We start from the raw sequence: 12,855 nt of genomic DNA on the forward strand, positions 1-12,855 counted from the left end.
TCTACCGAAGGGACACCATGAAGAGCCCCATCCGCTTTTTCCGGTCCATACGCACCAGGGCTGCCGCGCTCGGTGTGGCCCTGGTCTCGTGTGCGGCCCTCGCCACCGCTGCCGCGCCCGCGCACGCCGACACCGAGGTCTGCCAGGCATACGGTTCGGCGGTCATCCAGGACCAGTACGTGGTGCAGAACAACCGCTGGGGCATCGCCGAGGAGCAGTGCGTCGGTGTGACGGCGAACGGCTTCGAGGTGACCCGGGCCGAGGGCTCGGTCCCGACGACGGGCGCGCCCAAGTCGTACCCGTCCGTCTTCAACGGCTGCCACTACACGAACTGCTCGCCTGGCACCGGGCTTCCGGCCCAGATCGGCTCGATCAGCGGCGCACCGACCAGCATCACCTACGAGTACGTCGACGACGCGGTCTACGACGCGGCCTACGACATCTGGCTCGACCCCACGCCCCGCACGGACGGCGTGAACAGCACCGAGATCATGATCTGGTTCAACCGGGTGGGCCCCATCCAGCCGGTGGGATCGCAGACCGGGTCCGCCACGGTCGCCGGACGTGACTGGGAGGTGTGGACGGGCAACAACGGAGGCAACGACGTGATCTCGTTCGTGGCCCCGTCCGCGATCGACAGCTGGAGCTTCGACGTCAAGGACTTCGTCGACGAGACCGTCACCAGGGGCCTGGCTCAGGACTCCTGGTATCTCACCAGCGTCCAGGCCGGGTTCGAGCCGTGGGAGGGCGGAGCGGGACTCGCCGTCAGCTCCTTCTCATCGGCCGTCGAGACCGCCTGACCCCGCCCCCCTGGACACCTGCGACACCCTGCGCCGGCCGCCCCTCCCTACGGGGGCGCCGGCGCAGTTCCTCATGCCTTCCGGTATCCGTAGGCGTCCGTGGCCGCGGCTTCCACCGTGTCCAGGTCGCCCCCCGCCGACGCCGTCACCAGGGCGGCGACCGCGCCCTCCACGAAGGGGGCGTCCACCAGCCGGGCGCCGTCGGGCAGTTCGTCACCCTCCGCCAGCATGGCCTTCACGGTGAGCACCGCGCTGCCGAGGTCCACGAGCAGAGCGACCCCCGCACCCCGGTCGACGCTCCGCGCGGCCTCGGCGATCAGCTCCGCACTCGTCCCCAGGCCACCGGCCGATGTGCCCCCCGCCGCCGCGACCGGTGCCGTCGCGCCGCCGGCAGCCAGCCCCCTGGCCAGCTCCACGGCGGCCTCGGCCAGCGGTGCGCTGTGCGAGACCAGCACGATCCCGACCTGCCTCCCGTCGCTCACGCGGTGCCTCCGTCGCCCGGTCCCGCGGCATCCACGAGCGCACCGACCAGCAGCGCCGACGACGCGGCCCCGGGGTCCTGATGGCCGATGCTGCGCTCACCCAGATAGCTGGCCCTGCCCTTGCGCGCCCGCAGCGGCACGGTCGCCAGAGCACCGGCCAGCGCCGCGTCACGGGCCTGCTCGAAGGAGGAACCCAGCACTTCGGCGGCCGGAAGCAGCGCGTCGAGCATCGTCTTGTCGCCCGCCTGCGCACCGCCCAGCTGCGCCACCGCGGCCACGCCCGCCCCGAAGGCCTCCGCCAGCTGACCCGGAGTCACCTCCGTGGCGTCGCCCAGCGTCTTGCCGGTGCGGCGCAGCAGCGTCCCGTACAGCGGCCCGGAGGCCCCGCCGACCGTCGAGATCAGCTGCCGGCCGGCCAGTGTCAGCACCGCCCCCGGAGTCCCGGGGCTCTCCTTGTCGAGTACGCCGCTCACCGCTTCGAAGCCGCGCCGCATGTTGTTCCCGTGATCGGCGTCCCCGATCGCGGAGTCCAGCTCGGTCAGCCGGTCCGACTCACGGTCGACGGCGGCAGCCGCGGCGGCCATCCAGCGAAGGAAGAAATCGGTGTCGAGCACAGGGTCTCCTTTTCCTCACACACGGCGGAACACACGGCGGAAAATCCGTTCATCGGCCCCAGCGCAGCGCGGGTGTCTGCACCGGCGCGTCCCAGAGCCGCACCATCTCCTCGTCCACCTGGCAGAGCGTCACCGAGCAGCCCGCCATGTCGAGCGACGTCACGTAGTTCCCCACCAGCGTACGAGCGACCGCCACCCCGCGTTCCGACAGCACCCGCTGCACCTCGGCGTTGAATCCGTACAGCTCCAGCAGCGGCGTCGCGCCCATGCCGTTGACCAGCGCCAGTACCGGGCCGCTGGGCCGCAGATCCTCCAGCACCGCGTGGACCGCGACGTCGGCGATCTCTCCCGACGTCATCATCGGGCGTCGCTCACGGCCGGGCTCGCCATGGATGCCGATGCCCAACTCCAGTTCGCCGGCGGGCAGATCGAACGTCGGCGTGCCCTTCGCCGGGGTGGTGACCGAGCTGAGCGCCACGCCGAAGCTCCGCGAGGACTCGTTCACCCGCCGGGCCAGGGACTCCACCCGCTCCAGCGGTGCGCCCTCGTCGGCGAGCGCACCGGCGAGCTTCTCGACGAACAGCGTCGCCCCGGTGCCACGCCGGCCGGCGGTGAAGGTGCTGTCGGCCACCGCCACGTCGTCGTCGACCAGGACCCGGGCCACCTGGATGCCCTCGTCCTCGGCGAGCTCGGCGGCCATGTCGAAGTTCAGCACGTCCCCCGTGTAGTTCTTGACGACGAACAGCACGCCCGCGCCGCTGTCGACCGCGGCGGCGGCCCGCACCATCTGATCGGGCACCGGGGAGGTGAAGACCTCGCCGGGACACGCGGCGGACAGCATCCCGGGTCCGACGAAGCCGGCGTGCAGCGGCTCGTGCCCCGACCCGCCGCCCGACACGAGCCCCACCTTCCCGGCCACCGGGGCGTCACGCCGGACGACCACACGGTTCTCGGCGTCCACGACGAGCTCGGGGTGGGCGGCGGCCATTCCGCGGAGTCCGTCCGCGACGACGGTCTCCGGCACGTTGATGAGCATGCGCAACGGTTCCTCCTGGGCAGAGCCACGGCGGGCCGATGATTCCGGCCGTCCGTCGGCGTGAATGGCGGTTCTCGGTCTCAGCTGCGTACGCCACCCAGTATCGAAGACACCCCGGTGATCGGGAAGCGACGCGTCGGAGCGACCTGCCCGGAGCCGCCGGATGCCGTCCGCACGGCGTCTTACGGTCCTGTGACGTGGGCGTGCCGGACCGCGCCTCACGCCCCCGGGCGGCCTAGCGTGGCGGCCATGCGCGTACTGGTCACCGGCGGAGCCGGGTTCATCGGGTCATACATCGTCCGCACGCTCCTCTCCGGCGGGCACGAGCCGGTGGTGCTCGACGCTCTGCTGCCGTCCGCACACGGACCCGCCGCGTCCGGCGCCCCGCAGGCCGGTGCGCCGGAGCCGGGTGTCCGGACGATCGTGGCGGACGTACGGGACGGGGAAGCGGTGGCCGGCGCGCTGGCCGGGGTCGACGCCGTGTGCCACCAGGCGGCGATGGTCGGTCTCGGCAAGGACTTCGCGGACGCGCCGGAGTACGTCGGGTGCAACGACCTCGGCACCGCGGTCCTGCTCGCCCGGATGGCCGAGGCCGGGGTCCGTGACCTGGTGCTCGCCGGCTCCATGGTGGTCTACGGCGAGGGGCGTTACGACTGCCCCCGGCACGGCGGTGTGAAGCCAGGACCCCGGGCCGTGGCCGACCTCGACGCGGGACGGTTCGAGCCGCGCTGCCCCGTCTGCGGCGCCGAGCTGGTGCCCGGCCTGGTCACCGAGGAGGCGGCAGGCGACCCGCGCAACGTCTACGCGGCGACGAAGCTCGCCCAGGAACACCTCGCCGCGGCCTGGGCACGCGCGACGGGCGGCCGGGCCTTCGCCCTGCGCTACCACAACGTGTACGGCCCGGGAATGCCGAGGGACACCCCGTACGCCGGTGTCGCGTCCTTCTTCCGTTCGGCCCTGGCCAGGGGCGAGGCCCCCCAGGTGTTCGAGGACGGCTGCCAGCGGCGCGACTTCGTGCACGTACGGGACGTGGCGGCGGCCAACGCGGTGGCGCTCGGCGCGCTGGGGGAGCGGGAACCGGGCACCTTCGACGCCTACAACACGGGCAGCGGCACACCGCACACCATCGGCGAGATGGCCCGGGCCCTGTCCGCGGCCCACGGCGGTCCGGCACCCGTGGTCACCGGTGAGTACCGGCTCGGGGACGTCCGCCATGTGACCGCCGACTCGCGGCGCCTGCGGGAGGAGCTCGGCTGGAAGCCGGAGACGGAGTTCGCCGCGGGGATGCGGGAGTTCGCCACGGCGCCGCTGCGGGGCGCCGTGGAACAACCGGGCGCGACCGGCCTCAGCCGGGTGCCTGGGGAAGGGTGACCTCGAAGCAGCAGCCACCCGCCACATTGCGTACGTCCGCCCGGCCGGAGTGCGCCTCGACGATCCCGCGGACGATCGCGAGCCCGAGGCCGGCCCCCGCCGGCGGCGTACGGGCCGGGCTGCCCCGCCAGCCCGTGTCGAACACCCGCGCGAGATCCTCCTCGGGGATCCCGCCGCATCCGTCGGTCACCGAAAGCACAAGACCGTCGGGTGAGCGCTGCGCCGCCACCGCGACCGTTCCGTCGGCCGGCGTGCGCCGGATCGCGTTGATCAGGAGGTTGCCCATGACCCGGCCCATCTCCTTGCTGTCGACCTCCACGGGCACCGCGTCGACCCGGTCGCCGACGAGGCGGACCCCGTGCTCACGGGCCAGCGGATCGGCCCCGGCGAGCGCGTCGCCGACCAGGTCGTGGGCGGACACCCGGGTGGGCGTCAGTGTGAGCGACCCGGCGTGGATCCGGGAGAGTTCGAAGAGGTCGCCGACCATGTCGTTCATGCGCTCCACCTCCCTGCGTATCTGCCGCAGATAGCGGCCCGAGTCCGCCGCCATGCCGTCCTCCAGCGCCTCGGACATGGCGCGCAGCCCCGTCAGCGGGGTCCGCAGATCGTGCGAGATCCAGGCGACGAGCTCCCGGCGCGACCGCTCCAGAGCACGCTCCCGCTCCCGGGAGCCTTCCAGCTTCGCGCTGGTGGCCGCCAGCTCACGGGTGAGCGCGGCGAGTTCCGCGGTGGTGGCCTGGCCTTCAGGAGCGGCGAACGTGCCCCCCTCGCCGAAGGAACGGGCCGCCAGCGTCAGCTCCCGGCTCCTGGCGGCCACCCAGCGGCCCAGCAGCATCGCGGTCGCCAGGGACACCGCGGCGGCCATGGCGACGACGGTCGTCACCACCGTCAGATCGTGCGGGGAGAGGAACATCGCCCAGGCCACGGTCAGGGTCCCGGCCAGCATCGCCGCCACCGCGACCGAGGCGACGACGGTCAGGGAGACCACCAGGGGGCGGTGCCGCAGCAGCCGCAGGGCAAGCGCCCCCAGCAGCCCGGCCGCCGCGGCGCCGAGAAAGGCGAGGAGAGCGATGAGCAGGATGTCGGTCATGTGCTCAGCACCCCGGGATGTCGTCGCCCGGCAGGTCCATGCGGTACCCCACACCCCACACCGTGCGGATCAGACCGGGGCGGGCGGGGTCGGTCTCGACCTTGCCGCGCAGCCGCCGCACATGGACCGTCACCGTCGACAGATCGCCGAAGTCCCACCCCCAGACCTCCCGCATCAGCTCCTCACGGGTGAACGCCTGTCCCGGGTGGCTCAGGAAGAATGCCAGCAGGTCGAACTCGCGGAGGGTGAGAGCGAGGTCCCTGCCGTCGCGGGTGGCACGGCGGCCGAGCGGCTCCAGGCTGATCCCCGCCCCGTCGAGCGTGGCGGGGGACCCCGGCCCCGTACGCCGGTCCCTGCGCAGGACCGCGTCCACCCGCAGCACCAGTTCGCGCGGGCTGAACGGCTTGGTCACATAGTCGTCCGCGCCGGTCTCCAGCCCGAGGATCCGGTCGTCCTCGTCCCCTCGCGCGGTGAGCATGATGACGGGCACGGGTCCCCGCGCACGCATCCTGCGGCACACCTCGAAGCCGTCCATGCCGGGCAGCATCAGGTCGAGCACCACCAGGTCGGGCCGCAGCGCCGCGAAGCTCTCCAGCGCCATGGGCCCGTCACCCGCGAGTCCGACGTCGTAGCCCGCGCGCTCCAGGTATCCGCCGGCGACCTCCGCGACGGTCGGATCGTCGTCGACGACCAGGACACGGCCGTGCGACACGCCGTCGGCGTGTCCGTTCGGTGACGCGGCGCGACCGTCCGGAGGGGAGGAGATGTTCTGCATCCCGCCACTGTGGCATCACCGGCCCTCCGGACGGAGGGTCCCCGACCGCCACACGGTCGACGTCCACGTTTCGTAAGAACCCGAAGCCCGGAATGCCGCTTTTCGCTCCGTAGGGTGATCGCTGTGACCGACTCCTCACCGGCTGATCTCGCCGGCTCTCCCCGCGCCGACATCGTTCTGCCCTGCCTCGACGAGGCCGAGGCCCTGCCCCATGTGCTGGCCCGTGTCCCCGAAGGATGGCGCGCCGTCGTCGTCGACAACGGCTCCACCGACGGGTCGGCGGACATCGCCCGCTCGCTCGGCGCCACCGTCGTCCACGAACCGCGCCGCGGCTTCGGCTCCGCCTGCCACGCGGGGCTGCTCGCGGCCGAGGCGGAGTACGTCTGCTTCTGCGACTGCGACGGCTCGCTCGATCCGGCACTGCTCCCCGGCTTCGTACGGCGGATCGCCGAGGGGGAGACCGATCTGCTCCTCGGCCGGCGCCGTCCCACCACCAGCGGGGCGTGGCCCCTGCACGCCAGGCTGGGCAACACCGCCCTGTCCGGGATGCTCCGGCGCCGCACCGGCCTCCGGCTGCACGACCTGGGGCCGATGCGGGCCGTACACAGGGAGGCGCTGCTGGCGCTCGGCCTGACGGACCGTCGCAGCGGCTACCCGCTGCAGATGGTGGTGCGCGCGTCGGACGCCGGACTGCGCGTCACCGAGACGGACGTGCCGTATCTGCCGAGAACCGGCAAGTCCAAGGTCACGGGCACCTGGAGAGGGACCTGGAACGCCGTGCGGGACATGCGTGCGGTGCTGCGGCAGCCTCCGCAGCGGCAGGCCGGTACGTGCGTCACGCCGGAGGTGTCCCGATGAGCGCACCGACGCGACCCGACGGATCCACGACCCTGCTGGTCATCGCCAAGGAGCCGGTTCCCGGCCGGGTCAAGACCCGGCTCACGCCGCCGTTCAGCCCCGAGGAGGCGGCCGCGCTCGCCGAAGCCGCGCTCGAGGACACCCTGCGGACCGTGCTCACCCTGCCGGCCCTGCGCCGGGTCCTGGTGCTCGAAGGGTGTCCGGGCCCCTGGACGCCTCAGGGCTTCGACGTACTGCCGCAGATCCCCGGCACCCTCGACGAACGGATCGCCGCGGCGTTCGGCAGCTGTACGGGGCCGGCCCTCCTCATCGGGATGGACACCCCCCAGATCACCCCGGACCTGCTGGCTCCCGCGCTCTCCCCGGGCGCCTGGGACGACTGCGACGCCTGGTTCGGACCGGCCGAGGACGGCGGCTTCTGGGCCCTGGGCCTGGCAGCCCCCGATCCCCGCCTCGTGCGAGGCGTCCCGATGTCCCTCCCCGGCACGGGCGGACTCCAGCGCGCCCGCCTGACCGACCACGGCCTCACCGTCCGGGACCTGCCGCCGCTGCGCGACGTGGACACGGCAGGTGACGCCGCGTACGTCGCGGCCGCCGCACCGCACGGACGGTTCGCCCGTACGTTCACCCGACTGAGCCGGGCGGAGGTCCGATGAGCACGGTGCTGCCACCGGCCGGCCCCGGCACCGCCCCCTGGGCGACGGCCGACCCCTACGCGCGAGCGCTGGACCAGGGCCGCGGCCCGCTCTTCCTGCGCCGGAAGGACGGCTGGCTGCTGCCCCTCGACGTCGAACGCTGGTGCGCGGACGCCGACGCCGCCGACCTGTCGGCGCTGCGCCGCAGCGAGGGTACGGTCATCGACATCGGCTGCGGGCCCGGACGCCTCGTCGCCGCACTGGCCGCGCGCGGCCACCGGGCCCTGGGCATCGACGTGAGCGAGGCCGCCATCGGACGCACCCAGCGGATCGGCGGATCGGCGCTCCGCCGCAGCGTGTTCGAGCCGCTGCCCGGCGAAGGCCGCTGGGGGACCGCCCTGCTCATCGACGGCAACATCGGCATCGGCGGTGACCCCGGCGCCCTGCTCCGCCGGGTCGCCGCGGTGCTGGCACCGGGCGGGCTGCTGATCACGGAGGCCGCGCCCCATGACGTGGACGAGCAGGTCCAGGTACGCCTCGACGACGGCCGGGAACAGGGCAGCTCCGCCCCGCACTTCCCCTGGGCCCGCGTCGGCCCGTCCGCCCTGCTCGGCTACGCGCGCTCGGGCGACTGGAAACCCGTCGATCAGTGGGAGGCCGACGGCCGCCCGTTCCTCGCCCTGCGCCGCTCCAGGCGGGTGCGTACGACCAGCCGGAGCGCCGACACGGCGAACAGTACGGCCGTGATCAGCAGCCAGTTCCCCAGGAACCTGTCGGGGGACATCCCGCTCGCCGGCTCGTAGCGCTCCGAGTGACGCGTGATCAGGGGAAACCACATCAACAGGAGGAGCCCGGACAGGAGCAGCGGCACACGTACGTGGTTCACCAGCCGGGGGCGCCGCGCGAAGGGCACCCGCAGTGCCCGGTCGGCCGCCGAGTACAGCGGCACCAGCAGCAGGTCGTGCACCAGTGCGGCGCCCACGAACCACACGAGGATCATGAGGGTGTCCCCGTCGAGCAGCCGCACCCCCGCGTATCCCGCGAGGGCGAACGAGGACACCATCAGCAGCAGATGCAGCGGGCCCTCCCCGTACCAGCGGCGCAGAACCCGCAGACGGCGCGGAATGCTCATCACAGCTCCCCGAAGGTCAGGCGGCTCACCCATTTGGTGTTCATCACGCCGGGGGCGGCCGGCACGATGACGCGCGCGGGATAGCCGTGATCCGGCGACAGCGCCTCACCGTTGACGCCGAGCGCCAGCAGCGAGAGCGGGTCGCGCACTTGGTTGTCCCTGAGCGCGACGGACCGGAAGGGCCCGCTGCGCTGGAGTGACTCCACCAGCACCCCCGGCGGCCCGTCCGGGAAGCCGGCCAGCGCGGCGAGGTCACGCAGACGGACCCCGCGCCACCACTGGTCGGACGTCGACCAGCCCTCCACGCAGGCGATCGGCAGCGCCGCGCTGTGCTGCGTCATGGCCAGCAGCTCCGCCCGCGACAGCCGTACCTCCCCGGCAGGTCCGACCAGGGTGAGCCGCCAGGATTCCCCCGTCTCGGCCAGGGGGATCCCCGCCTTCGCCGCGGTCTTGTTGATCTGGAAGCCGTTGGGACCCTGCCCCGGTTCGGCGCCGCCGCGCGGAGTCAGCAGAGCGGTCCTGCGCAGGGCACCGTCGAAGCTCCGGCCGACCGAGGTGACGAGCAGGAGCAGTGACCCCGCTCCCACGACGGCCAGCGCGCCGCGCCGGGAGACGGTCGGCGCGGCGGGGCGCGGCGAGGCCAGTTCGTCGGACTCCGCCGTGGGCAGTCCCCGGCGCAGGACCCGGAGCGCCTGGGGGAGTTTCAGGCAGGTGTGCGCGAGGAACGCGGCGAAGAAGACCCACGCACCGTAGAAGTGCAGCGGGTAGAAGGACCCGGGGAACAGATACTCCAACTGGATGTTGAGCAGGCCCGTGACGAACTCGAACAGCGCCCCGCCCACGAGGAGCAGCAGCGACAGACGCTCGAGGGCGTGTCCGGCCGACCGCGCCGGCGGCAGCGCGAAGAGCTTCGGCACCACCGACCACAGCTTGGCCAGCAGGACCGGCACGAGGACGATGCCGAGCGTGACATGGACCCCCTGGGTCAGCCGGTACAGCCAGTGCGGACCCGTGGGCCAGTCGAACAGGTAGAAGCCGAGCAGGCCCCTGCCCGGCGTCTTGTCATTCACCGTGGCGAGGTCCGGGTTGTAGGCCGCGTACGACAACAGACCGGTCACGAACAGCACGGTGGTGCCGGCGAGGAGCACCAGACCCAGAACGGCCGTGAACCGGACCCCGCGCACCGGACTGCGCCAGAAGCCGGGCTCGGTGGGAAGAGGAAGGCCGGGAGAGCGGAGGCGTGCACCGGCCTCCTGAAGTCTGTCGCGCATGTGCCGACGTTATGCCGGGGACACCGCTCCCAGAGGTGTACGACTCCTGACGAAAGTCTGACGCCGCCGCCTGCCCCGTCAGGTGACGGGACGGCAGTTCTGACGGTTCCGTGACGCGGCGGCGTCGTACCGCCCATGGAGCCCCGCCGGTGCGTAGCGTGCCTGCGTGACGACCGAGGAACGCAGCGACCCGACCCGTACCGCCGAGCCCGCCGCCCCGGCCAGGCCCGCCCCGACCGAGCCCGCCGGCCGGCGCCGGGATCGCGCGACAGCGGTCGCGGGGGCGCTGCTGGTGGCCGTGGCCATAGCGGTCGGATGGGTGATCCAGGAGGGCGACGGCAGCCTGCAGGTCCACTGGCCGCCTCTCCTGGCCTCCTGGGACCCGCACGTCGGCCCCGGCACTCCGGCCGCCGCCGCGGTGGGCGTGGCGGTCGTCGCGTACGGTCCACGGCTCGCCGCCCTGCTGCCCTGGCGGCGCCTGCTGCTCACCTGCTGGGCGGGCTCGGTGGCCTGGATCGTCTCGCTCGCCCTCATCGAGGGCTGGTACCGGGGGATCGAGCGCCGGCTGACCACCAAGCACGAGTACCTGCGCGTGATCGACCGCTTCGACGACGTCGGCGCCGCCCTGCGCGGATTCACCGACCACATCGTGATCGGCCCGCCGGGCAACTGGCCCGCCCATGTCGCCGGACACCCGCCGGGTGCCACGCTCACCTTCGTGGGCCTGGACCGCGTCGGGCTCGGGGGCGGCGGCTGGGCGGGCATGTGGTGCATCGTGATCGGCGGCTCGGCCGCCGTGGCCGTGCTGGTCGCGGTGCGCGCGCTGGCCGGTGAACATCTCGCCCGGCGCGCGGCTCCGTTCCTCGTCCTCGCCCCCTTCGCCGTCTGGACGGGCACATCGGCGGACGGCTACTTCGCCGGAGTCGCCGCATGGTCGGTGGCGCTGCTGGCCCTGGCCGCGACCCGTGCGGCCCGGTACCCGGCAGCCGCCGCACTGGGGTCCGGACTGCTGTTCGGGCTGACCTGCTACCTCAGTTACGGTCTGACGCTCATCGCGGCCCTGCTGGCAGCCGTCCTCCTGCTGGCCCGTACGACGCGCCCGCTCGTCCCCCTGGCACTCGGCGCACTGGTCGTGCCCGCGGCCTTCACCCTGGCGGGCTTCAACTGGTGGGAGGGCTACCACCTGCTGGTCGAGCGCTACTACCAGGGCGCGGGCGGTACCCGTCCCTACTCCTACTGGGTCTGGGGGAACCTCGCCTGCGCCACGCTGGCCGTGGGCCTCGCCACCGTCGCAGGTCTGCGCCGTACGGCGGTGTCCGCACCCGCCGCCCTGCGCGGACTGCGTTCAGGCACCGCGACGGACGCCCAGCGGCTGGCCGTGCTCACCCTGGCCGCACTCCTGGTCGTCGTCGCCGCCGACCTCTCGGGGATGAGCAAGGCGGAGACGGAACGCATCTGGCAGCCCTTCGTCGTCTGGCTGATGCCCGCCGCCGCACTGCTCCCCGACCTGGGCCGGCGTCGCTGGCTGGCCGCCCAGGCACTCGTCGCCCTGCTGGTCAACCATCTGTTGTGGACCGGGTGGTGAGCGGCGTTCAGCGGCGTACGCAGAGTTCGCGGTCGCCGAGCCACTGGCCGAACCACTGGCTCAGCGGGACGGTGAAGCACCATCCCGACTCGTTCGGGTCCCGTGCGGGCTCCGGTGGCGTGGGCTTGTCGGGTTTCGGCGCCGTGGGTGTCGCGCTGGGCTCGGGGGCGGGCGCCGACGGCTCGGCCGCGTCCGGCAGCCCGCTCAGCTTCTCGCGGAACACCCGGGAGGACTCAGGGTTGTCGGTGCACTGCCACACCCCGTGCGGACAGTAGTCGGTGATCGTCTGGTACACCGGCTTCCGCTTCTCGATCCACTCCAGCATGCGGCGCATGTACTCGGGGTTGTCGCCGTTGCGGAACAGCCCCCACTCCGGGAACGAGATCGGCTTGCCGTGCTCGGCCGCGAAGTCGGCCTGCTTCTGCAGACCGTACGGTTCGCTCACCTGCTCGTCGAAGGACCGCGCGGGGGGCTGGTCGTAGGAGTCCATGCCGATGATGTCCACGACGTCGTCGCCCGGATAGCACTCCGTCCAGGGCACGGCGTCCCGCCCCCTGCTGGGTGCGAAGTCGAAACGGAACTTCTGGCCGGACACGGAGCGCATCGTGGTGACGACACGCTTCCAGTACGCCTTCCACGCGTCGGGATCGGGACCGCACCGGTGCGTGTACGTCGTCCCGTTCATCTCCCAGCCGAGGACGATCACCGTGTCCGGGACCCCCAGCCGCACCAGGCGCTCGGCCAGCCGGCGGAAGTGCTCGTCGAACTGCCCCTCGGCGCCCTGCCGCAGTAGGCCGCGCACCTCGTCGTCGGAGACATGCTCCTCGTTGCGCTCCAGCATCGGCGTGTTGAGCACGAACATCCGGTCGGCGGAAGCCTTCCGCCAGGCCGCCCACGAGGCGAGGAAGCCGGGGCTGCCCTCGATGTTCTCCCAGAGGTCACCCGGCAGATAGCTGTGCCCGACACGCAGCTCCGTGCCGCCGAGCCAGCGCGACAGCTCCCCCATGCGCTGTACGCCCTTCGGCCCGTAGTCCAGATAGGCGCCGATGGCCGTGGTCGTGTCCGGCCGCGAGGCCTGCCGAGCCGTGTCCTTGCCGGACTGGGTGTCCGACGGGTCGCGGTCGGCGACGAGCGCACCGCCGACGAGGAGGCAGAGCGCGGTCGCCCCGACGCCGAAATTGGTGAGACGGCGCTGTACGGGCACGG

12 protein-coding genes and 1 pseudogene are annotated in these 12,855 nt (G+C 72.8%); 6 read left to right on the forward strand and 7 right to left on the reverse strand.

Going from position 1 to position 12,855, the window contains the following annotated elements; genetic code table 11:
* Window positions 1-17: 17 nt before the first annotated feature.
* Window positions 18-794: pseudogene (locus OG623_RS33255) on the forward strand (GH12 family glycosyl hydrolase domain-containing protein); the annotation flags it as partial.
* 77 nt (window positions 795-871) lie between these two features.
* Here OG623_RS33255 and OG623_RS33260 read toward each other — a convergent pair.
* From OG623_RS33260 to dhaK, 3 genes are read right to left on the reverse strand one after another with little or no spacing between them, the layout of a single operon-like run.
* Window positions 872-1,282 (reverse strand): PTS-dependent dihydroxyacetone kinase phosphotransferase subunit DhaM, encoded by a 411-nt coding sequence (locus tag OG623_RS33260; protein ID WP_406151316.1) that lies wholly within the window; start codon window positions 1,280-1,282, stop codon window positions 872-874.
* Window positions 1,279-1,896: a dihydroxyacetone kinase subunit DhaL gene (gene dhaL, locus OG623_RS33265; RefSeq protein WP_406151317.1), complete on the reverse strand. Its 618-nt coding sequence runs from the start codon at window positions 1,894-1,896 to the stop codon at window positions 1,279-1,281. The genes OG623_RS33260 and dhaL overlap by 4 nt, the downstream gene beginning before the upstream one ends.
* Window positions 1,897-1,945: 49 nt before the next feature.
* Window positions 1,946-2,938, reverse strand: coding sequence for a dihydroxyacetone kinase subunit DhaK (gene dhaK / locus OG623_RS33270; RefSeq protein ID WP_406151318.1), 993 nt, complete (start codon window positions 2,936-2,938; stop codon window positions 1,946-1,948).
* A gap of 243 nt (window positions 2,939-3,181) precedes the next feature.
* On the opposite strand from dhaK, the gene OG623_RS33275 reads away from it, so the two are divergent.
* Window positions 3,182-4,303, forward strand: coding sequence for an NAD-dependent epimerase/dehydratase family protein (locus tag OG623_RS33275; RefSeq protein ID WP_406151319.1), 1,122 nt, complete (start codon window positions 3,182-3,184; stop codon window positions 4,301-4,303).
* On the opposite strand, the gene OG623_RS33280 is transcribed toward OG623_RS33275, so the two are convergent.
* Together OG623_RS33280 and OG623_RS33285 are read right to left on the reverse strand one after the other, a co-directional pair.
* Window positions 4,278-5,393: a sensor histidine kinase gene (locus OG623_RS33280; RefSeq protein WP_406151320.1), complete on the reverse strand. Its 1,116-nt coding sequence runs from the start codon at window positions 5,391-5,393 to the stop codon at window positions 4,278-4,280. The genes OG623_RS33275 and OG623_RS33280 overlap by 26 nt on opposite strands.
* 4 nt (window positions 5,394-5,397) lie before the next feature.
* Entirely contained in the window at window positions 5,398-6,168 is a 771-nt protein-coding gene (locus OG623_RS33285) for a response regulator (RefSeq protein ID WP_406151321.1), read from the reverse strand.
* A 123-nt stretch (window positions 6,169-6,291) separates the two neighbouring features.
* Between OG623_RS33285 and OG623_RS33290 the strand changes: the two genes are divergently transcribed.
* The 3 genes from OG623_RS33290 to OG623_RS33300 are packed head-to-tail and all read left to right on the forward strand — an operon-like array spanning window position 6,292 to window position 8,464.
* A complete protein-coding gene (locus OG623_RS33290; RefSeq protein WP_406151322.1) occupies window positions 6,292-7,026 on the forward strand; it encodes a glycosyltransferase family 2 protein in 735 nt (244 codons plus the stop codon).
* Complete coding sequence (locus OG623_RS33295) at window positions 7,023-7,682, forward strand: DUF2064 domain-containing protein (RefSeq protein WP_406151323.1); 660 nt, start codon at window positions 7,023-7,025, stop codon at window positions 7,680-7,682. Before OG623_RS33290 ends, OG623_RS33295 begins: the two co-directional genes overlap by 4 nt.
* Window positions 7,679-8,464, forward strand: coding sequence for a class I SAM-dependent methyltransferase (locus tag OG623_RS33300; RefSeq protein WP_406151324.1), 786 nt, complete (start codon window positions 7,679-7,681; stop codon window positions 8,462-8,464). Before OG623_RS33295 ends, OG623_RS33300 begins: the two co-directional genes overlap by 4 nt.
* A gap of 328 nt (window positions 8,465-8,792) precedes the next feature.
* On the opposite strand, the gene OG623_RS33305 is transcribed toward OG623_RS33300, so the two are convergent.
* Window positions 8,793-10,064 (reverse strand): molybdopterin-dependent oxidoreductase, encoded by a 1,272-nt coding sequence (locus OG623_RS33305; RefSeq protein ID WP_406151325.1) that lies wholly within the window; start codon window positions 10,062-10,064, stop codon window positions 8,793-8,795.
* A 166-nt stretch (window positions 10,065-10,230) separates the two neighbouring features.
* On the opposite strand from OG623_RS33305, the gene OG623_RS33310 reads away from it, so the two are divergent.
* Complete coding sequence (locus OG623_RS33310; protein WP_406151326.1) at window positions 10,231-11,649, forward strand: hypothetical protein; 1,419 nt, start codon at window positions 10,231-10,233, stop codon at window positions 11,647-11,649.
* A 7-nt stretch (window positions 11,650-11,656) separates the two neighbouring features.
* On the opposite strand, the gene OG623_RS33315 is transcribed toward OG623_RS33310, so the two are convergent.
* Complete coding sequence (locus tag OG623_RS33315) at window positions 11,657-12,853, reverse strand: glycosyl hydrolase (RefSeq protein WP_406151327.1); 1,197 nt, start codon at window positions 12,851-12,853, stop codon at window positions 11,657-11,659.
* Window positions 12,854-12,855: the final 2 nt, after the last annotated feature.

Origin of the sequence: Streptomyces sp. NBC_01012 (genome assembly GCF_045162755.1) — a bacterium.
Lineage (GTDB): Bacteria > Actinomycetota > Actinomycetes > Streptomycetales > Streptomycetaceae > Streptomyces.